The following is a 22321-nucleotide window of genomic DNA, read 5'->3' as shown; positions in this document are numbered from 1 at the left end:
TGTGTACTTCCTTACATTTACTTAGATTGCTGCGGATTTTAGATTCTGTGCATTGCAGTGAAAATATTGCTACGCTGGCAGCGAATACGCACGCCAATTTCGTCTCCTAGCGTTTCTAATCCTGCAGCAAAGTCGCCAAATTCGCAATCAACAGTAGACACGTCAACAATCATCATCATGTTGAAGAATCCGTCGACAATTGTTTGAGAAATATTCAAAATATTTACATTATGCTCGGCAGCATGCGAAGTAACTTTTGCAATAATACCAACGGTATCGCAGCCGACAACGGTAATAATCGCTCTGGAAGCATCAGATTGCAACGCTTCTTGCGATTCATTATTTTCTGCAACTGCTGTTGTGTTATTGGCGACCATATTTGCCTCCTGCCGTTTTGAACCCGTACGTTAATGCATAAAGCTTATGCAGTTACACGAATTATGCGGTTATTTGTTTTATATATTGTACGTTTTATGCGCTTTATGCGTAAATATTATGCTGTTTCATATCTTCCGGAAGTGCGTTGCGAAGCGACACAAGCGATCCAGAGCGGAACACGGAACGAATGCCAGCAGCAAGAAGCGGCGCAATTGAAAGAACCGTCATATTATCAAGACGCTTCTCTTCGGGCACAGGAACTGTATCCGTCACAATGATCTCGCGAACCCCAGCAGCTTTTAAGCGCTCAACAGCAGGTCCAGAAAGCAAAGCATGCGTTGCAACCAAAGTAACAGATTTTGCTCCAGCCTCACGCAAAGTGCGTACAGCTTCGCAAATAGTGCCAGCAGTATCAATCATGTCGTCAACAACAATGCAATCGCGTCCTTTAATCTCACCGATAATGCCATGAGCTTCAGCATGATTTGGACGAGTAATATCGCGCGTTTTATGAATAAAAGCAAGAGGTAAATCTCCGAGTTTTGCAGCCCATTGCTCAGAGACTTTAATTCGCCCCGCATCAGGAGAAACAATAGTTGCGTTGTCGAGCTTCATAGAATTACGCACATAATCAATAAGCACAGGCATCGCAGTCAAATGGTCAACAGGACCATCAAAGAAACCTTGCTCCTGAGTTGCGTGCATGTCGACAGTCAAAATGCGCGTGGCGCCAGCAGCGCGGAATAAGTCAAACATGAGGCGAGCAGTAATAGGCTCACGTCCCTGATGCTTTTTATCCTGACGCGAATATCCAAAGAACGGTGCAACCACGTTAATACTGCGAGCAGATGCGCGTCGCAAAGAATCGACCATAAGCAGCTGTTCCATAATCCAATTGTTAATAGGATTCGTATGTGCCTGAAGCACAAACACATCTGAGCCACGAACAGGCTGAGTAAAGCGCACATACATTTCGCCATTCGCAAAATCGTAGGCAGTAGTCTCAAGCACATCAATACCAAGATACTGTGCAGTCTCATTAGCAAGCTCTGGGTATGCACGACCCGTAACTAACATCATCTGCTTTTTTGGATTGCCTTCAAGAATTATTGACATAATTGCCTTCCCGTTTGCAAACTGGTGTACGCGACATAGTCACCTCCCATTTTAGCAGCCTGTACGCCTCGTACGACACAACAAGCGTTTTATTTTAATGCGTTACTTTAAAAATTACTGAGCGCTACGTTTGCAAAGCAAAATCATCATTACGAAAATAAGCCCGAATCCCACAAAATCTGCCCATGAAAAAACGGCTCCAGTAAACATAACAGCAGTAATTGCAGCAGTAACAGGCTCGCTAGCTCCAAGCAAGGTGCCACGAACTGAACCTACTCGCATAATGCCCTCTAAGAAGAGCCAATATGCTCCAAAAGTTCCAGCAATAACAGTAAAAGTAAAAAGCAGCATAGCGCGCAAATCTAATGCAGGCATTGTTTCCCACGGTCGCACAAACGGGAGCATAATAAAACCAGCAATAATAAACGTAATGCCATTAACAGTCAGATTTCCCCATTTTGCAATCAATTTCACAGGCATAATAGCAAGCGCCGCTGTAGACGCAGCATCTGCAAGACCCCAAAGCAAACCCATAACAGGCAAAGATAGTGAAGAAAGATTACCGCCTGTAGCCATTAAAGCGGTTCCTGCAAAAGCTAGCACAACTCCAATAGTTTCGCGCATAGTTGGCACGCGGCGAGAGCGAAAACACACATAAACCAAAACAAACAGTAAGTTAAGGCTTTGAAGCACAGTAGCAGTGCCAGAATTAGTCCAATCAATAGTCCATAAATACGAAACTTGCGTAAGAAGAACACACACAATTCCCGTAATAGCCATTGAAATCCAAGTACGACCAGTTTTCACAGCACCACTTAACTGCTTAGGAGTGCACACTGCAGCAGTAATGACAAATAACATGCCAGCAGCAATTTGACGAACGCAAGCGATTTGCAAAGGAGATACGTGATACGTCGACATGAGGATTTTCGAAACTGTTGCGTTTGCACCCCAAAATGCTCCACCTAAAAGAGTTAAAAATATTCCTACAAGAATAGCGTTTGTAGAATGATTTAACGCTGGATTAGGTTTATTTGGAGTACCTTCGATTGCTTTTGCTGCAGCTTTTGATGTGTCAAAAGTCTTTGAACCTGTTGATTGCAATTTCGAAGATTGTTGCTTTTTTGTTGAAGAGGAATCAATATTTGATGAATCCAAATCATGCGCACTGCTACGCCAAGAAAACTTAACCATTATTAGATTCACCTCGCATCCCCAAACAAGCAAACATGCAGTAATTATTGCACATCTACTCAACTAATTTGCTGGTAAACAACACTTTAGAGAAACATACTCTATTTGCACACACGAAAGAAATGTATAGTATTAAAAAATTACAATTCAAAATGCGCATATTAAACAATAAAATCAACGCACTAGCCATATGAAGGCGGTAACATGCACAACTACGCATCAAGCAGTAATACTTTTCAACCACACCACATCTTAGTTACTGGCGGCGCAGGCTTTATTGGATCTAATTTTGTGCATTACATAGCTAAACATCATACAACGGTTGCTGTTACGGTACTTGATTTGCTTACCTACGCTGGGAATATGGCAAATCTTTACGACTTACCTCAAGATTTTGCAAACAACCGATACGCTTTTATTCGCGGAGATATTCGAGACGAAAATATAGTTGATCAGCTATTAGATCCGCATAATCCAATTAAAACGGCAGAGGGAACAACACTTCCTGCTATCGACGCAATTGTAAATTTTGCTGCAGAATCACACAACGATAATGCAATCGAGTTTTCTGACCCATTTATAAGCACAAATATTTTAGGAACGCATACGATCATTAAATTTGCACACAAATATAATATTCGTTTCCATCAAGTAAGTACCGATGAAGTTTACGGGGATTTTCCTATTGACAGCGTGCTTAAATTTGACGAGTCAAGTCCATATTGTCCGTCTAGTCCATATTCTGCAAGCAAAGCTGCAGGCGATCTGTTGGTAAAAGCATGGTGTAGGACTTACGGTTTGCGCGCAACTATTTCGAATAGCAGCAATAATTACGGGCCACGACAGCATATTGAAAAGTTTATTCCTCGCCAAATTACAAATATTATGTGCAATATGCCAGCAAAATTGTACGGCGTAGGAGATTCGATACGCGATTGGATCCACGTTGAAGATAATTGCGACGCAATATGGCATGTTCTAACGCGTGGAACAATCGGTGAAACATATAATATCGGTGCCAACTGTGAAGTTAACAACATAAATATTTTGCGGATTTTGATGCAGTTAATGGGCGTGCCGGAAACAAATATAGCGTATGTAAATCCCAGAATAGGCGAGGATAGGCGTTACGCACTAGATACTACGAAAATTCGAACGCAATTAAAATGGGAGCCTAAGTACAACAATCTGAAGCAAGGCTTGCAAGAAACAATATCGTGGTACGACTCTCACGCTGATTTATGGAAGCCTATTAAAGCGCAAGTCGAGCAGCATTATGCTGAATTAGGGCACTGAATTTGAGTGACGAATTTGAGTGACGAAATTGGGGTAAGCATCAATCGGGTTTTCGGCATAAAAAAGGGCTTCTAGCGATTGGCTAGAAACCCTAGGCGCGGAGAATACGAGATTCGAACTCGTGAGGCTGTTACACCAACACGCTTTCCAAGCGTGCGCCATAGACCACTAGGCGAATTCTCCAAATGTTAACTTAACAACCAAATCGCTTGATAAGCAAACAACTTAAATAGAATACCACGAATTTGAGATATTGCAAATTAATACGCGCGTTGACACGCCGATACGGCAGAAACTTTACACGAGAGTAAAGAAAAGGTTGCTTGCGCGGCGAAATAGCGGCAGAAACTTTACGTTCATGTAAAGAAAAGGTCGGCTACGCGCGAAAAAACGGCATAAACTTTACAACGCTGCAAAGTTTCGGTCGGCTACGCAGCAAAAAACGGCAGAAACTTTACACGAGAGTAAAGAAAAGGTCGTTTGCGAGGTAATCACGCACTATCTACTAAAGCAGAACGATTAAGCAGCGCAGTAAACAGAAGCCTACTTAAGCAGCGGCGCTACTTGAGATTCATAAGCACGCAAAGCCATGTCAATCACATTGTGCATGTCGTAATAGCTGTAAGTGCCCAAGCGACCGCCGAAAACTGTGCGAGGCTCAGCCGCAGCAAGCTCCGCATAGCGCGCATACAATGCTTTATCTGCATCAGTATTCACAGGATAGTAAGGCTCATCGTCGCGAGTTGCAGCGCGAGAATACTCCTGCCACACTACAGTTTCCCCAGCTTTCACGCTCTTTCCAGGCACAAAATCAGCCTCGCCACTAGCCTCTCCGCCAACTTCTTCACGCTCTGGATTAAAGTTCTTAAACTCAATCGCGCGCGTAAATGGCACATCAGCATCCGAATAGTTCATAACTGGGCAGCCAAAATGGTCGCTCTCCTCGTAACGCACTTCCTTAAAGTCCACAGTGCGCCACTTCAACTCGCCGAGCGCATAGTCAAAATACCTATCAACCGGACCGGTATAAACAACCGGCACTCCAGCCTCCGCCAACGCGCGCTTGTTAAACGGCTGCGACTCGTCGAAAAAGTCTACGCCAAGCGAAACGTGAATACGCGGATCGTCAATCATGCGCTGCATCCAAGCTGTGTAGCCGTCCGTTGGCAAGCCTTCCCAAGTGTCTTTAAAATAGCGATTATTGTAGTTAAATCGCACAGGCAAGCGTTTAATAATTCCAGCAGGAAGCTCAGAAGGATCCGTTTGCCACTGCTTTGCTGTGTAGTTTTTAATAAACGCTTCATAAAGCGGACGCCCAATTAAGCTAATGCCCTTATCGTTCAAATTTTGCGGATCTTTGCCAGCAAACTCCCCCGCTTGGCTTGCAATCAAAGCCTTCGCTTCTTCTGGCGTGTAGTGCGCATGGAAGAATTGGTTAATCGTACCCAAGTTGATTGGCAACGGGTAAACTTCGCCGTCGTGAGTTGCGTACACGCGATGCACGTAGTTAGTAAACGACGTAAAACGGTTCACATAATCCCACACGCGTTTGTTGCTTGTGTGGAAAAGATGCGCACCATACTTATGAATTTCGATTCCCGTTCGCTCGTCAAAATACGAGTAAGCATTGCCGCCAATATGATTACGAACGTCAATAATTTCAACGCGAGCGCCAGTATGCTCCACTGCTTGTTGAGCTACAGTTAAGCCGAACAATCCTGCTCCAACAACTACTAAATCTGGGTAAGTTGTATTTTGGGAGATTGCTGCTTGCGTCATATCATTTACCTTTCGTACTTTTAGTTGGGCTTATTATTCAAACTATGCTCCAACTCAATTCATTCATGCACAATACATTCTAAGAATAGGCTTAAGCGTATATATAATATCTAATATGACTAAGGCAAAGAGTGCAAAAACCCAAGAAATACAAGAAGCGCAAAATACTAGCAGCGCAAATAGCAACAATAGAAGTTGGGAAGTTGTAAATCGTGTTGTTTACCCTGTAAAAGACGCTGAAATTACTATGCCACTTTACGTAATTCCTTGGCATCGCTCGTATTTGCAGCGCACTGTGCTCGATCCTCGTATGAATATGCGCGCAATCGATATAAATAATCTCAATCTTACTGATTTTAAAAAGCTTCTTGCAGACACTAGCAGTCATTTGCCAAATGTTGAAACTCAAGGGGTTTGCACTGTTCTTTCGCGCAACTCACTTTGCATTGCATCTGGAAAACATGTGTCTCTTTGCACTTTCTTTAACGCTTTTCCTGCAAGCTATTGGCAGCATTGGACGAGCGTAAAAACTGTTAAGTTCACTGCCAGTGTTGAAGGCACTGGCTACTTGCAACTTATGCGATCGACTGGCCGCGGGCTTACGTATCCTGTGCAAAAGTTTGAGTTTGATTCTAATAAACAGCAACCAAACCAGCCAGCACAAGTTACGCAAGATACACAAATTATTAGCTACGAAATACCGATGACCGGTCTTGCAGACGGTGGATATTTTTGGTTTGAAGCTAAAGCAAGCGATTCTAGCAGTCTAACTGTTAGCAATGCCGAATGGAGTGTTCCTTTTGTAAATAAAGTGCAATTTAGCAACACAAAGCATCAGGAAGATTCAGCTAAGCAATCAAATAGCACTTTTTCTATTGCTATTACTACGTTTAATCGCCCTTCATACTGCCACAATCAGTTGAAGGCAATAGCAGAGAACAAAGCACTTCGTGCGCGACTTGACACAATTTATTGCACAGATCAAGGCGCCGATTTAGTTAAAAATCAGCCTGGATTTAATGAAACAAGCGCAAATCTTGGCAACCAGCTCACCTATATTCAGCAGGCTAATTTAGGCGGTTCCGGCGGATTCTCGCGCGGCATGTTTGAAACGCTTAAAGCAGGAAAAAGCAGTTACACAATGCTTCTCGACGACGACGCAATTAGTGAAACAGAGTGTATTCTTCGCGCGCTTCAGTTTGCTGATTACACAATTAAGCCAGCCATTATTGGCGGCGGAATGCTTCACTTGGACAATCGTACCGTCCTTTACACTCAAGGTGAGCGTTTCACGCGCAACAATGTGTGGATGAAGCCTTCACAGAATCTTGATTACAATCATGATTTTGCAGCGATTACTTTGCAAGATTGCCCAGAACGTCACCAGCGAATAGACACTGATTACAACGGTTGGTGGATGAGCCTTATTCCAACTGCGATTATGAAAGAAATCGGTCTTTCGCTACCTGTGTTTATTAAGTTTGACGATACTGAATATTCGATTAGAGCACTTGAGCACGGATACCACACGATTTGCCTGCCAGGAGTGGCAGTTTGGCATCAAGCTTGGCACGATAAGGATCCTTCACGCACTTGGGAAGAGTACTTCTTCCAGCGCAATCGTTGGATTTGTGGATTACTTCATTGCACTCATCCAAGCTTACGTTTCGCGATTGAAATGCTTCGAAGCGACTTGGCTTCCGGCTTAAAACTTGCGTATTCTGCAATGCATTTGCATCATATGGGATTACAGGATATCTTGCGCGGACCGCAATATATTGTTGATTCAATGCCACAAAAGCTTGGCGAGGTTCGTAAAGCGCGCCAAGCGTTTAGCGACACGCAGCCGGTAAACGATAAGGCACTCATTAGTGAGGTTTTGCGCGAACACGTAAGCCCGTTTACTGCACATGACGCTAAGGCTTTGCGTAAAACACAAAAGCACGCAACGATTAAGGCTTTGTTTGCGCACGAAAAGCACGCAAAGAATCCTCGCCCAGAAGTTGCAATCCCAGCTCAAGACGTTTCTTGGCCTTCGTTTGTGGGAGTTAATACCGCAATTGTTACGGCTCCAGATGGCACTACTCTGAATCTTTTCCAACGAGATAGCAAGTTATTCCGTAAAATGTTGCGTGCGGACGCACTTTTGTCGTTAAAAATGTTGCGTAAGTGGAAGAAGCTGTCTAGAGAGTATCGCAGCTACGATATGGCGAACGTTGAAAGTTGGGATAAGATTTTCAACTCAACCAACAACAAGTAAGTAACGGAAGAAACAGCTACAAAACGCCGGAGAAATTACCGGCAAATGTTTCACGAAACTTGCTTAATCGTCATAGCACGATCGCTTAGCAAAGCATAGTCGCGATTACGGCTATCTCTAATCACAAACGTGCAGGCGTTCGCATCCACTGCCACAGCTAGCAAATCTGTATAATCATCCTCAGTTGGGCTAGGTGTGCGTAAAGAAGTAAACAGCGTAAACTCGCCATTGTTAAACAAATTTAGCGGCATTTCAAAATACACTGTTTGATGCCCACGCTTTTGCATTTTCAGCACTTTAGAACCAGTATCGTAAGTGATTCCACCACGTCGAACGTCATGCAAAGCGATCGCCAAATAGAAGTCACCCGGCTCGTCATACTGATACTCAACAGCAAAACGGAAAGTATCGCTACTTTTGTAAATCTTGTCTTCCAAAGCATACGTCCTAAGCAACGGGCACTTTGCATTCAAACCTTGAGCATACTGACCCTTGCCCAGCTTTTCGCCAAGCTTATTTTGCTTTTCGCGTTCAGCTTTGATATTTGCCAAAGTATATTGATCTGCCACGGACTCAGTATTGCCAATCGCAGCAACTTCACCATCACTGATCATCATCGCACGCGTGCAATAGCGTTTAACAGCATTCATATCATGCGTAACAAGAATAACTGTTTTAGTAGGATCTTTTCGAATTTCAGTAAAGAAAGAATCGCACTTGCGTTGGAAAGCTTCGTCACCAACAGCCAAAACTTCATCAAGAACTAAAATATCTCCTTGCGCTTTAATTGCCACAGAAAAAGCCAAGCGAACTTGCATACCAGAAGAATAATTCTTTAACTTTTGATCCATAAAATCTTCAAGTTCAGCAAATTCCACAATATCGTCGTACATTGCGTCGATTTCTGCGCGAGTGAAGCCAAGTAAAGCTCCGTTAAGATACACGTTTTCGCGGCCGGTAAGTTCCGGATTAAATCCAACACCAAGCTCAATAAACGGCACAAGCTTGCCTTTTACTTTTACACTTCCAGTATTCGGGTAATAGATTTGCGAAATGATTTTTAGTAGCGTTGATTTTCCACCACCGTTTCGACCGACGATTCCGAAGAATTCACCGCGATGCACTTGAAAGCTTATGTCTTTAAGAACGTTCTGAATTTTATAGCCTTTAATACCTTTTGTAAGATTTATAAACGCTTGCTTTAGACCAGTTGCTTGCTCTGTTGGTAGTTTAAAATACTTGCCTACATGATTGACTGATAGAACAATATCGTCGTCGCTTGCTTCCGCTTCTCGCGCTACATCCACTTCAGCTTCTCGCGTTGCCGTCACTTCCGCTTCTTCCTGTAATGTATTCATAAATTCCACTTCCCCGTCATAACTGTCGTAAAATTTTCGCAATTTTCAACATCGTCACATAACTTCTACGAAAAGACGACTGTTTCTTCTAAATAGATAAACTCCCAGCCACACTATGAGCACAGTAAGTAAAAGTGGCACACAAGACATCCAAGAGAATCCAAATTCACTCCACACAGTTGGTTGCGTGTCTGGAGCCAACATATTGTGACGCATATCTTGAATGCATTGTGCTATAGGATTAAGCAGCTCAAGCTTTGCCAGTGCCGCAAAAATACCGCCTTTATTAATCACATAGCTAAGCGGATAAATAATTGGCATGCCGTAAAACAGTAGCTGTTGAACCACTTCCCAAATATGCAAAATATCGCGGAAAAACACGTACATAGTAGACATTATTAACGCCATACCAATTGCAATCGCGTAAATCTGCACCAAACTTATTGGCAACAGAACCACCCTCCAAGTAAAATGCACTCCTCCAATAATTGCAAAAATAAGCACAACTACTAAGTTGATTAAGAAGCTTATTAAAGAACCAACTGTTGCCGAAACCACCACAATGTAGTTTGGAAAATGAATTTTGCGCAACAAATCGCCACGATCTACAAGCGAGCGCAAACCAATCGAAGTTGATTCTTGCACGAACTGCCAAGCACTAATACCCAGTAATAAAACCACAGGGTAAGTCGGTGTGCCATCTGTCATTCGCAAAAACTTGCCAAAAATAAGATACATCACACAAAACATCATCAACGGCTTCAACGCCGACCATGCTACGCCTAAGAAGGAGCCTTGATAGCGCAGCTTAAAATCGGTTTTTACTAAACCACGAAGTACGATATTTGCATAAGCGTACTTGTTTCGACAACGAGTTATGAGATTTTTCACGTTCCCTATAATATCAGTTATATTGTAATTGAATGTGCTTAATCAAATATGATACGAATACACGCAAGTGCTACACATAAGACATTTATGCTAACATCGTACGTATGCCGAAAGTATCGATTATCGTTCCAATTTATAATGTTGAAGCCTTTTTACCAGAATGTTTAGAGTCTATCCAAAATCAAACTTTTACTGATTGGGAATGTTTAATGTTTTCAGATGGGAGCAAAGACGGTTCCATCGATATTATGAAATCTTTTGCTGAAAAAGATAGTCGCTTTGTTGTTATTGAAAAAGAAAACGAGGGCTATGGAGCCACTTGCAATCGCGGTTTGGAGCGTGCTCAAGGCGAGTGGATTAGCATTGTTGAGCCGGATGATTTCATCGATCCGCACATGTATGAGCGTCTTTTAAGCAATACAGATCTTACGAATGAAAAGATCGATATTATTAAAGGCGGATACTGGCTTTTTTACGATGGAAAAGATGGATATAAGGATGCAGTAGACACGCCAAACTTGTGCTATTTTATGCCTAAACACAGGTCTATTTTTAGCTTGAATGAATTTGCTGAGCCTTTCTACCATCATCCTTCTATTTGGTCCGCTATTTACCGCAAAGATTTTCTTAACGGAGATAACAAAAATAATGAAACCATACGTTTTAAGCCGATTCCTGGAGCAGGTTGGACTGATAATCCTTTCTTTGCGCAAACTATGGTTTTAGCAAATAAAATCTGCTGGAATCCTGGAAAGTACTACTATTATCGTCAAACTAATCCTGGTGCTTCTAGTTTATTGAAGGATTTTCATCTTCCGTTTGACCGTTTGCGTGATATGCGCGAGTTTCTCAGTAAGCAGAATATTTCACGCGAAGTTTTACAAGCTTTTTATTCACGCGAATTTGATTACGTTAATTCGTTAATTACTGAGTTTGGTTTTGACGATAAGAATCCGGAAATACGCAAGCTTATTCGCGAAGTTTTTAGTTCTATGGATTCAAAAGAAGTTTTCCTTATGGCTTCACGTTTAAGGCCAGAGTTTATGGATTACTACATGGATTTCTTAGGATCCTCGTACGAAGTTAAAGCACACAAAGCAGAATCTAATCCTGAGCTTTCTCTTGTTATTTTTACGCATAATGCTCATTCTTGGATTGTTGATTCTCTTAAAGCTTGCACTTCTATAAGCAATATTTCTTGCGAATTTATTATTGTAGACTCTCATTCTTTGGACAGCACTCTTAATATTGCTAACAGATTTACAGATAAAGATAAACGCTTTACAATTCTGCAAAATGACAATTTATATACTGTAAAAGATATGCTCTCTAAAGCGGTTGATTACGCTCATGGAGAATACACTATTTTTATGCCTTCAAGCTATATAATCAACGAAAACGTGCTTAGAGCCGCTTTAGATAATATGCTTAAATGCTCTAACAATAAAAATAAGATCATTGATCTTGAGTTCTTTAACAATAAGAGTTTGCATAGCGATTATCTAATTGATTGTTCCATTAAAAATGATATTAAACATAATATTGATCTTTCTGAAGAAAGCTTTATTAGACCTGTAAATAATGATGACACACTGCAAGATACTTATTACGGATCTTACGCTCCTAAAGATATTGCAGAGCTTCTAATAAACAGTTGCTACAACTATGGCTGGCAGAAAGTATGGAGAACTGAATTTCTGAAATCTGCTCACATTGAAGCTGGAGTTAACGATACTCCTGCAACTCTTATGACTTTTAGCACTCGCGCAGCATTAGCAGCTCAAAATATTATATATTGCGATTTGGCTAAATCATACGAAAATGCTTATGGCAGGTTCAGCATTGGAGCTGGAGAAGGATTCGAAAATCTTAATACTAAAACAATTCCAGAAAACTTCTGGCTTTCAATAGAGCATCATACTTCATTCAACGAAGCACCACTTGAAGTTGATTCGGTGTTAGAGGTTGGAAAATGGCTTGAAAGCAAAGGGCTTCTGGAAACATACAATCAGGGATACGCAAATGCTCTTGTGGAAAGCTTCGTTCACGATTGCCATACGCGAGTAACTGCTGAATCGTTAGCAAGCATCGTTCAAGATAAGTTAAAAGAAGTATTAGAGGCTCTAAATTACGAAAGAAGTTCACACAACTTACCAACGTATTTTTACGATGAAAAAGCTTATAACGAATTCCAAAAGTTGCAGCTTAACGCCACTTCTCGCACTTTGTGGCTAAAAGAGCGCATGCTTGATTTTGAGCGCAAAAGCGAATTATGCGAGCAGGAAATTAGTAATATTCGCACTTCTGCACGCTATGTTATTGGCGAAAAAATCGTAAAAACAGCGAAGAAAATAGCCTTCCCGTCTATTATTGCAAAATTGCAGAAAAAGATACGCCTCATGAGAAGAGATAATAAATAATTTAGATTCTCGTAATATACTATACTGTTTGTTGTAGGTAAATCTGTTGGAGATCGTTAGATTATGAATACTTCGTTAAACAATGAGCGTAAAAGTGTTCCAATTTTATACATTGTTGTACCTTGTTTTAACGAGGAAGAAGGCATTTCTAAAACCGCCGAAGTCCTCCAAGCGAAGATGAATTATCTTATGAATCAAAAACTCATTCACTCTTACAGCAAGGTGATTTTTGTAGATGACGGTTCTAAAGATTCAACATGGAATTTAATTGCTTCTTTTAATCGCAAGAACCCTTCACTTTTTGGCGGAGTAAAGCTTGCGCATAACCGCGGTCACCAAAATGCGCTCTACGCAGGGCTTATGTACGCTCGCAAGCAAGGTTGCGACGCTGCTATTTCTATGGATTCTGATTTACAAGATGACGTAAATGCAGTAGACGAAATGCTTAAGAAGTTTGTTGAAGAACATTGTGAGGTTGTTTACGGAGTTCGTTCTTCACGCAAAAAAGACACTTGGTTTAAGCGCAATACAGCTTTGGCTTTTTACAAGGTTTTTGCTTCAATGGGTGCGGAAGTTGTGCCAAATCATGCGGATTATCGCCTAATGAGCGCAATTGCTTTGGATGCTCTTTCCGAATACAGTGAAGTCAACTTATTCTTGCGCGGAATTGTGCCAATGCTTGGATTTAAAACTGGCAAAGTTTATTACGAGCGTGGAGTAAGAACTGCTGGAGTTTCAAAATACCCTTTGCGGAAAATGATTTCTTTCGCTTTAGAGGGTATTACTTCATTCTCCGTTAAGCCGCTTAAATTAGTCACGTATATGGGATTGCTTTCTATTGTTATTGGTTTTGCAATGTTCATATACGTAATTGTGTCTTTATTTACCAATCACACTGCTGTTGGTTGGTCATCGCTTATGTGCTCAATATGGTTTATTGGCGGATTCCTTATGATTTCTATGGGCATACTGGGAAGCTATATTGGCAAAATTTATTTGGAATCTAAGCATCGTCCACGCTACTATATTGAGAAATCTTTGTAAATACAGTCTTTGTAAATATATTTTTATAAATACAATTTCGTGAAGGCACTTTATAAAAGCAATTTTTAAAGAGAGGTTCAAAAAGTATGATTGAGCGTTTTCAGCATGTAAGCGTAATGCTCGGGCGCTTTTTTAGCAATGCTATTGTATGGTGTTCAGCTGTATTTTTCAGCGCGTTAGCATTACTGAGTTTAATTCTTTCTGCTCATCTTTTCCCCGGAGAATACAGACTTGAGTTTTTATGGTTTCAGTCGCCATTTGTACTCATTTTAAGTGCTTTATTATTCTTTATTTTCGTGTTTTTAAAGAAACGGCATGTTTTTGATAAAATCCGTATTCGATATTTTGCTGCAGCAGTTTTTGCTTATGTACTTGTATTGGGATTTTTGTGGATAAAAGTTACTCGTGCTTGGCCTGAATGGGATCCTGCTTATATGTTTAGCGCGGCGCAATATTATGCGGATCCTAATCGAAAACCTATAAATTGTGCTACTGATACGTCAGAATTATCGTGGATTATTTGCCCGGGCGGTTACTTCACTAGATTCCCATTCCAATTCCCTCTTCTTTCTCTTATGCGATTTTTGGTAATCGTCTTTGGCTCTAACGCGTACCTTGCTTTTGAAGTATTGAACGTGTTATGCGCTGCTGTTACTGGAATTCTTATTGCATACTACGTAAATTTGTTGTTCCGTAATAAGAATGTAACTATTCTTTCTTTGCTTTTGTATGCAGCTTTTTTGCCTATGATTTTTTACGCGACTTTTGCGTATGGCAATACTGTTTGCTTACCGTTTGTTTTTGGCGCGCTCATTTTTCATGCTAAAAATATTAAAAGTGGAAGTTGGCTTAATGCGGTTCAGTCGCTGATTTGCATGTTCTTTGCTATATTGCTTAAGTCAACTATGGCTTATTGCTTGATTGGCATGATTGTCGTGTGGATTGTGTCGGCTTTGCGCTCTAAAAAGTGGGAACACGCTGTTTGCGTATTGCTTGCCATTGTGTTCTTTGCTTTAAGTAATGTTGCTGTGGCAAGTTCAGCTAATTCTTTCGGGCATAATGCAAAAGATGGTTTACCTTCTACTGTTTGGCTTGCAATGGCAACAGATCCGTCTCGTAACATAGGTCCAAATAATCCTGGATGGTATAACGGATATCCTACGAGCTTTGACGTTAAAACGTATAACAAAGATAACATTAAAAAGGAATCTACAGCATTATTACGTGATAATCTTAAGCATTTCGCAAATAATCCTGGCGATGCTTTTAGTTTTGTCACTAAAAAATTTGCTGGAGAATGGCTTGAGCCAACTTATGAATCTTTGCTTGCAAGTAGCTGGAAGTGGAATGGTCCAAATAGACCAGTTTTGCTTGATCGCAAAATGAATCCTGTTTTAAGATCGCTTTATTCTGGAAAGCTTAATATTATTACATTTACTTTCTTAGACGCTCTTCAATTTATGCTTGTTGCTTTTACCGCACTATTCTTATGCGTAGCTCTACGAAAGAAGAAGCTGATTTCTTGCGAATATTTTACTCCGCTTGTTATTGTCTTAGGAATGGCTGTTTTGTATCTTGTTTGGGAAGCACAGTCGCAATATATTTTGCCAGCATACTTGCTTATGATTCCATTTGCTGCTCGAGGTTTTGATATGCTACTTTCGCGCTACGAAAATCGTGCTGCAAATAATAGTAATGCAGCAAACCCAAGCAATAATTGATGGCATTGTTTGGTAAATTATGGAAGATGCAATCATTCCCCATGCAGCGTATGTGACGTTTGCTGCCATTGCGCGAGAGGCTCCTACTTGTGCAATTCCGCGATAATAGCTTAAATACGAGCTTGTGCCTAGTAAACCTATTGCAATTATCATTGATATAGTTGCTAAAAGCTTAGAGGACGCAAATATGCTACTCGCTGAAATATTGGCTGTGAAGCATAGCATTAACGCGATTATCGTGTAAGAAATAGCAGATACTGTTTCTCGAATGTGTAAGATTATTTCGTCGTCTACGCTTTGCTTTCTAGCGGCCCAAGCGCATACTACAGCTTCGCTTCCCCAGCCGATTACGCTTAAAAATGCTCCAGCTAACCCTAATAGTGTGTTTGTAATGTTTGCAGAGCTTAGTGTATTTTGCGCATCAGAGCATGAATAATATCCAAGTACTCCTACTGCTATAAGAGCTAAAGTAAAAGCTGCGTATTTTTTTACACTTAAACGTTCTTTTAGCACGATTGCGGAAAGAACTGCTCCAAAAGCAGGGTATAGTGAGGAAATCGCTGCAGCATATCCAGCTCCTATATTGCTTGCTGCTAAAACATATCCGCTCATGCCAATAGGCCCGCCAAGTAAGGATCCGATGATAATAGGCGTGAGAATTTTTGGCTTTTTTAGTATTTCAAAAGTTTTATTCCACTTTTTTCTAACACTTATATAAGTCCATATGAGTATTGCGCATACAATATCGTGAAGTAATGCGCCAATAATTCCTGTGAAGATTACTAGAGCAGTGTTACTTTCGTATGATGCGTTATTTGTAAATACGAATGATGCAGTTAAAAGAGCTAGAAGAGCTGTATCAACTCCCCATAAAAGTCCACTTAGAAACGAATATTTCATAAATACCTACTTGCTTGTTAGAAGATGTTTGTGATTTGTTTCTGCTTGTTTATATGCTGCTTATTTAGCTTTCACTTGTTTGTTATTAGTTTGTCGATTTATTTATTATTTTCATAAGCTTTTAAAGCTTCGTTAATATATCGTTTCGCATAGCTGTAATACGTGTACATGCAAGTTCCTATATTTTCGCCTTCTGCTTGTTTAACAAGTGACCACAAATGCCAGCACCATCCTGCAAATCCTATATAAGCCAATAAATGACGCTTTTCTTGCGTAGATGGAGTATGCGCTAAATAAATAGGCATTGCTTCGCTTATTTCGGTGTTATTGAATTCGTCTGAAACACATAAAGTACCAAAATCTTGAGCGTAATCAGACATTCCAGCATATTCCCAATCGATAAGATGATAGCGATTGTTTTGATCTATTAGAATATTTGCGCCTAGTATGTCATTATGGCAAAGGCAAGTATGCGAGCCGTCTTGAGTAATTACAAAGTTATGAAGCTCGTCAGCTAAAACACTTAGGTCGATGATTTTTGGCGGTATTTCTACATTTCTATCATTAAGTTCTTTCATATAGCGCTGAGATTCTGCGTAAAAATCAAAGTTGCGATGCACGCTTTCGTTACTTTCATGCAAAGAACGAACTAATTTCAAGCTTTCCTGTAATTGGTTAGGATCGTGCATATTTGCAATATGGCAATCTGGCAAAAATCGTGAAATCTTCCAACCTTCTTTAGCGTCTGCTGTAATAAAAGTGCCATCTAAACCAAGTTTTTGAGCCAATTGCAAAGCTTCAGCTTCAGCTTGTCTGTTAATAAGCACGTCTGTTCCAATGCCAGGATGCCTATAAACGTATTCGCTATTGTCAACCGAAAAATGGCAAGATAAATTAGTAAGACCTTTTTTAAGCGGATAAACGTTATGAATATCGGATTTTTTGCAGTTAAGTGTTTGAGTGATATGGTCAAAAATTGCGCTATCAATATTTTCTAGGAAAAGTGGATCAAATTCGCGTAGCTCATCAATAGAATCAAATTCGTGAATAATTGGCGTATCGTACTTGCGTATTTGCATGTCGAGTTCGTCAATGTGTTCAATAAAAATATCTTCCCAAAGTTTTCCTGCAGTTTGTGGCAAATCGTATTCTTCACGAAGAATTTGCATAAATCGTTTAGAAAATGCTTCGTCAAAATATACGTGACCAATCATGTACCAAGCGTTACTTCCGCCAATCGTGACTTTTGTAATGCGATCATGCGCTCCGCAAGTCATGCACCATTCTTTAGTGTATCCTTGCTGGAATTGCGCGGAATAATAAGCTTTCCAAACGTATTTTTCAAATGGATTTTCGTCGAAATAATTGTCGGATGAGCAAATATAAGTGTTCGATAACTGGTTTGCTACTGCCATAATTGAACTGTTGTTATTGCGCGTGCTGTACTCGCTATTGGGCACGATTTTTACGTTAAAAGCGTCTTCTAAGTAGAAAAATTGCTCTTGCTTGTAGCCAACAACAATTGTTATATCGTTAATCCCAGCTTCGTTAAGTTGCTTGATTTGGCGTTCAATAAGAACCTCTCCTCGAACTTTGATTAGTCCTTTAGGTATCTCGTATGAAATAGGAGAAAATCTTGAAGAAAAGCCTGCTGCCATAATAATAGCGTTGCGTACTTTATATGGTTCAAGAGATTTCATGCCTTCTTCAGTGATGCGCAATTCATTTGTTGTTTCAATAAGATTTTTATTTTCTGCGCTTTTTATTGCTGAATTAACAGTTCCGAGTGAAATTCCTGATTGCGAGGCTATGTCTCGCTGGCTTAATTGCGCACTTCTGTTTTTGTTATTTAATAGCGTTGTAAGAAGCTTAAATTCGTTGTGATTGATAGCCATGCGAGCCTCGCTTGTGTTGGTATTTTGTTCATTATACAACAAGCGTTCAAAAATAGCTATTAAATTTTTATTTTGAACAACGCACAGTTAAAGCGACCAAAACTGCACAAGCATGTAAAGAAAAAGCCGTTTTACAACCAAAATCCGACCGAAACTGCGCAAGCATGTAAAGTTTATGTCGCTTTTTAGCGAAAATCCGACCAAAACTTTACAGACGCGTAAAGAATAGGTCGCTTGCAAGCAACAAAACGTATATAATGAGTAACCATATGACTTTTGCTAGTAAAAGTGAGAGAAAGCAACAGAAGGTGTAAGTATGGCGTCTGTATTTCGTAAGCTAATGCGCAAATTTATTGAGCATTGTCCTTCATCAAAACGTTCAATAAAAGATCTTAGAGCGCAAGTTAGCGATTTACAGAACAGCATAGATCGCATGCAATGCGTGTTAGACGAGCAATTGCCACGCATTCTTGAAAACCAACGCAATATGCACGTTGACATACTTACGAATCGAGAGCACGCTTCTCTCTTAGCTTGGGCAAACTATCGCAATGACAACGAAAGCGATTTTGATGCTCGCAAGCGTTTTTACTATAGTCTTCCTCAGGCAACTGGTTCAGTGCGACTTATTCAACGCGGTTGCGCTTCGCTTTTAAATGAATTTGCAACGTTTGCTAAAGAATATAATTTGCAATATTGGGCTGATTTTGGTACTTTGCTTGGCACTATTCGCCATCGCGGATTTATTCCTTGGGATGACGATACAGATTTAGGAATGATGCGAAGCGATGTAGATAGGCTTCTTGAATTGCTTAAAAAAGATGAAAAGTTGTCTAAACGCTATCGCGCAGTGCTTATATTTGACCCTTACGTTTTCTGCAGGCAGCTTAGATTGCGATACAAAAATTCTGAAGACCCCAGCTTCATTGATATTTTCTTCTACGATTACATGCCTAAATACGATGAGCATACTAAGAAAAGGTTTATTGAAATTCGTGAAGAATTAAAAAAAGATTTGAAATCTAAACCTTTTTATAATAAATGGCACGCAAACGGATACTTGGAAGATGGCGAAGAGTTTAGTGGCGAAATAGAAAATACTTTCACCAAATATCAAAATATTGCAAAAAGTGAAAATATTATTGCAGATGACGTTACTAGCAACGAGTGCAATATTATTTACGGGCTTGATAACGTCGATTCTGAATTAATATACACATCGCAATATGAGGATATGTTCCCACTTAGGCAAGAAGAATTTGAAAAATTCGCAATTTTAGTACCTAATAAAGCAGAAAAAATTCTCTTCAATTATTATGGGAATATTTATCAGCTTCCTTCAGATATGGTTTCGCACTTGCAGCATGTAAGCCGTGAGTTACTTAATAACAAACATACTATTGAAGCAATTGAACAAGATATTGAAACTAACCCTTATATGCACTGATCATGCTTAAACTCTGGAATGTAACAAGTATACGCATTACATTCATTGGCATTGATCGTAAAATACATAAAGCGGTAAGCCTTCGCGCTACTTGCCATGCGTTTGCAATATACTTGCTTTAAAAGTAACAGATTTTAGAACCGATACGCACAATAATGTGGGGTAAATAGTGGCAGCAATAGCGACAAAAAGCGAAATGCATGAAAACAGCACAAACGAAAAAAGTACGCTCATAATGCAGAGTTTTCTACTAAAAATAATGACATCTATACAAAATATGCAAAACTTTTTAAAAACCCACGCATTATTGCGCAAAATATTACCCTTTATAACAATATTTGTAATTACTGGACTTGTTACTATTTTCTTCTTCAGTAATCTATATCTTTCCTATAGTTCTAAAAATTATGCAGAAAAACAACTTGCTCTAGTTAACGCATCAATACCAGACTCCAGCAGCTATAATGCGCAAACAGGCAAAAAAGAAACTAAAGATCAAGCTCATGTAGTTGGAAATACAATAAATATTCCAACTTCTGGATCAGATGTAATATTAAGCGACATCAACTCCGCTACTAAAGCTATAAAAATTGAGTTAGTGCAAACAAAACCAGTAACACTAGTTACAGGAACTGTTGAGATCGAAGACTTCGGCATAGCTCCAAACGCGTACACTCTAGCAGACTCTTTCCAAATGTCTACAGGAAAACACAACACTAGAACACTTCGATTTGAAAGCCACGGAGACGCTTATAAAATTCGCTTACACTTCAACCAAACAGGAGCTCCTTTTACACTCAAAGCTGTAACAGTAAATCCGCCTTTTGCGCTGCACATAAACTTTGGAATGTGGGCAATACTTTTCGTTGCAAGCTCACTTATATTCTTGGTATACAAGAAAAAGTGGTATTTGCTTAACTACGACCGCCACAATCTTGCACAAAATATAGTTTTTTGGGCAGTATGCGCAATGCTTATGGGATTCTCGCTCTACCTGTGCTTTGTTGTATATCACGGCCACGGCATACGAGTGCCATTCCCGTCTGACCTATACGATCGCGTCAACGGAAATCCGTACACTGAGCAGCTTAAAGCTTGGAAATCAAACTCTTTGGCTCTGCTGCAGCAGCCACCTAAAGAATTAGTAGAATCCGCAAACCCGTTTAGTTGGGGCCAACGCATGGACTTGGGTTCTAAAGGAGTATCCATACCTTGGGATGTGGTATTCCACAACAATCATTACTACTGCTACTTTGGCATAGTACCATTCCTGCTCACTTACTTGCCTTTTAATCTGCTCTTCCCACATGCAGTTCCTTCCGCAATATTAGTTGTTACAATATTTGCGGTTGCGATTATTCCGTCTATGTTCGCGCTTCTTAGAGAAGTTGTTGAATTCTTTGCAATACGTGCCAATTACTGCCTGTTTTTGCTTTCTGCAGCAGCCTTCCCATTTGGATGCTTAATCTTCTACTTGCAATCTTCAGCATCCCTTTACTATATGCCTCTGCTTAGCGCAATACTGTTCGGGATCTTATTCGTATACGCTTCTCTTAAAGCTGTGCGACTTCACGCAACTCATCCGCGCGCTGGATACACGCTTTTTGCGCTCGCTGGCATAAGTCTTGCTTTACAGTGTGGATCAAGGCCAAACGCGTGCATTCCAGTTGTTGCTTTTATAGCACCGCTGTTTATTGCGCTATTATTTGACGCGAAACGAAGTATTGCAAATCGCGTTGCTGCGGCTTCAAGCTTCCTTGTTCCTGCAATCGTAGGTGTAGCTGGAATATTAGCTTATAACTACTTGCGTTTTAAGTCTTTCTTTAATTTTGGCAATGAAGAGCAACTTACTAATTTCGATTTGCGATTTAATAGTAAATCTTTTGACCCTACTAAGATTCGCGATATTTTCCTTAATTATTTCTTAAAACCTTTTAATATTTCGGAAAATTTCCCATATATCTCTATACCTTGGGCAAATAATCAAGGTTATGGAAATTCTTTCTACACGCATATGATTTTCGGTCTTATGATGATTCCACTCTTCTGGTGGATGTTTACATTAAGACGTAAGTTTATGCAAAAAATTGAGTATATTATGACAGTTGTTGGATTAGTAGCATCCTTCTTGCTGCTGTATCTTAACTACTGTTTAGGCGGCAATTTGTACCGCTACTATTGCGATTCGATTATTATATTCATTTTGATTGCAATAATGAGTATGCTTCACAGAGTTAAGCCTTATAGCAAAGATATTGATATTACTTGTGAAAAAGATTGTGCAATTGCTGAGCAATCGTCTTTGCGTTTGTATATTCCAGCTGTGCTTTGTGCAGCGGTAACTATTGTAATAGTTGGTTTATTAGTATTCAGTAATCATACTGAGCCGTCTGCAGATATACAAAACGTAAACCCTGATTTATTCCTTAAGTGGAGTGATTTATTTACGATTGGTCGCTGATTTGCGCGACGACCTGCCGTAGCGCTTAAAGCGTAGCGCGCGAAGGCAACTCGGAGCGTGAGCTTGCGTTGAAAGCACACCGTGCTTTCAACGCAAGCTCAGCAGCGAGTACACGCAAAGTGTACGAGCGCTATAAGAGCAAACACAAATTTTCCAGCCTC

The 22321-nt window shown here is 40.2% G+C and carries 15 protein-coding genes and 1 tRNA gene; 7 read left to right on the top strand and 9 right to left on the bottom strand.

What is annotated here, in order from left to right; genetic code table 11:
• Positions 1 to 38: 38 nt before the first annotated feature.
• The 3 genes from HXT43_RS01040 to HXT43_RS01030 form a co-directional block, all read right to left on the bottom strand.
• Positions 39 to 377 (bottom strand): ACT domain-containing protein, encoded by a 339-nt coding sequence (locus HXT43_RS01040; RefSeq protein WP_004107532.1) that lies wholly within the window; start codon positions 375 to 377, stop codon positions 39 to 41.
• A 103-nt stretch (positions 378 to 480) separates the two neighbouring features.
• On the bottom strand, positions 481 to 1494 hold the full coding sequence (locus HXT43_RS01035) for a ribose-phosphate diphosphokinase (protein WP_004107531.1): 1014 nt from the start codon (positions 1492 to 1494) through the stop codon (positions 481 to 483).
• 114 nt (positions 1495 to 1608) lie between these two features.
• A complete protein-coding gene (locus tag HXT43_RS01030; protein ID WP_410299557.1) occupies positions 1609 to 2688 on the bottom strand; it encodes a DMT family transporter in 1080 nt (359 codons plus the stop codon).
• A 204-nt stretch (positions 2689 to 2892) separates the two neighbouring features.
• Here HXT43_RS01030 and rfbB point away from each other — a divergent pair, with 204 nt between their 5' ends.
• Positions 2893 to 3984 carry a dTDP-glucose 4,6-dehydratase gene (gene rfbB, locus HXT43_RS01025; RefSeq protein WP_116442823.1) on the top strand — a complete coding sequence of 364 codons (1092 nt, stop codon included), beginning with the start codon at positions 2893 to 2895 and terminating at the stop codon, positions 3982 to 3984.
• Positions 3985 to 4082: 98 nt separating this feature from the next.
• Here rfbB and HXT43_RS01020 read toward each other — a convergent pair.
• Together HXT43_RS01020 and glf are read right to left on the bottom strand one after the other, a co-directional pair.
• Positions 4083 to 4167 (bottom strand) — tRNA-Ser (locus HXT43_RS01020).
• Positions 4168 to 4527: 360 nt separating this feature from the next.
• Positions 4528 to 5763 (bottom strand): UDP-galactopyranose mutase, encoded by a 1236-nt coding sequence (gene glf / locus HXT43_RS01015; RefSeq protein ID WP_421781015.1) that lies wholly within the window; start codon positions 5761 to 5763, stop codon positions 4528 to 4530.
• A 115-nt stretch (positions 5764 to 5878) separates the two neighbouring features.
• Here glf and HXT43_RS01010 point away from each other — a divergent pair, with 115 nt between their 5' ends.
• Positions 5879 to 8023, top strand: a complete 2145-nt coding sequence (locus HXT43_RS01010; RefSeq protein ID WP_415707083.1) for a glycosyltransferase — start codon at positions 5879 to 5881, stop codon at positions 8021 to 8023.
• Between the two features lie 50 nt (positions 8024 to 8073).
• Here the strand turns inward: HXT43_RS01010 and HXT43_RS01005 are convergent, their stop codons facing one another.
• Together HXT43_RS01005 and HXT43_RS01000 are read right to left on the bottom strand one after the other, a co-directional pair.
• On the bottom strand, positions 8074 to 9381 hold the full coding sequence (locus HXT43_RS01005) for an ABC transporter ATP-binding protein (protein ID WP_064340232.1): 1308 nt from the start codon (positions 9379 to 9381) through the stop codon (positions 8074 to 8076).
• Between the two features lie 54 nt (positions 9382 to 9435).
• Positions 9436 to 10272 (bottom strand): ABC transporter permease, encoded by an 837-nt coding sequence (locus tag HXT43_RS01000; protein ID WP_004107518.1) that lies wholly within the window; start codon positions 10270 to 10272, stop codon positions 9436 to 9438.
• Between the two features lie 104 nt (positions 10273 to 10376).
• On the opposite strand from HXT43_RS01000, the gene HXT43_RS00995 reads away from it, so the two are divergent.
• The 3 genes from HXT43_RS00995 to HXT43_RS00985 all read left to right on the top strand — a co-directional run bounded on the left by HXT43_RS00995 (position 10377) and on the right by HXT43_RS00985 (position 15457).
• On the top strand, positions 10377 to 12692 hold the full coding sequence (locus HXT43_RS00995; protein ID WP_032842560.1) for a glycosyltransferase family 2 protein: 2316 nt from the start codon (positions 10377 to 10379) through the stop codon (positions 12690 to 12692).
• 63 nt (positions 12693 to 12755) lie between these two features.
• On the top strand, positions 12756 to 13736 hold the full coding sequence (locus tag HXT43_RS00990; RefSeq protein ID WP_032842561.1) for a glycosyltransferase: 981 nt from the start codon (positions 12756 to 12758) through the stop codon (positions 13734 to 13736).
• Between the two features lie 296 nt (positions 13737 to 14032).
• Positions 14033 to 15457 carry a glycosyltransferase family 39 protein gene (locus HXT43_RS00985; RefSeq protein WP_410295790.1) on the top strand — a complete coding sequence of 475 codons (1425 nt, stop codon included), beginning with the start codon at positions 14033 to 14035 and terminating at the stop codon, positions 15455 to 15457.
• Here the strand turns inward: HXT43_RS00985 and HXT43_RS00980 are convergent.
• Together HXT43_RS00980 and HXT43_RS00975 are read right to left on the bottom strand one after the other, a co-directional pair.
• Positions 15392 to 16357 (bottom strand): DMT family transporter, encoded by a 966-nt coding sequence (locus tag HXT43_RS00980; protein WP_032842562.1) that lies wholly within the window; start codon positions 16355 to 16357, stop codon positions 15392 to 15394. The two genes, HXT43_RS00985 and HXT43_RS00980, sit on opposite strands and share 66 nt — an antisense overlap.
• 98 nt (positions 16358 to 16455) lie before the next feature.
• Complete coding sequence (locus HXT43_RS00975; RefSeq protein WP_004107503.1) at positions 16456 to 18252, bottom strand: phosphotransferase; 1797 nt, start codon at positions 18250 to 18252, stop codon at positions 16456 to 16458.
• A gap of 316 nt (positions 18253 to 18568) precedes the next feature.
• Here HXT43_RS00975 and HXT43_RS00970 point away from each other — a divergent pair, with 316 nt between their 5' ends.
• Positions 18569 to 19699: a LicD family protein gene (locus HXT43_RS00970; protein WP_410295789.1), complete on the top strand. Its 1131-nt coding sequence runs from the start codon at positions 18569 to 18571 to the stop codon at positions 19697 to 19699.
• A gap of 277 nt (positions 19700 to 19976) precedes the next feature.
• Entirely contained in the window at positions 19977 to 22160 is a 2184-nt protein-coding gene (locus HXT43_RS00965) for a hypothetical protein (protein ID WP_421781012.1), read from the top strand.
• Positions 22161 to 22321: the final 161 nt, after the last annotated feature.

The organism is Gardnerella sp. DNF01195 (genome assembly GCF_049244175.1).
Taxonomy (GTDB): domain Bacteria; phylum Actinomycetota; class Actinomycetes; order Actinomycetales; family Bifidobacteriaceae; genus Bifidobacterium; species Bifidobacterium leopoldii.
This window is presented reverse-complemented; position numbering and strand designations above follow the sequence as displayed.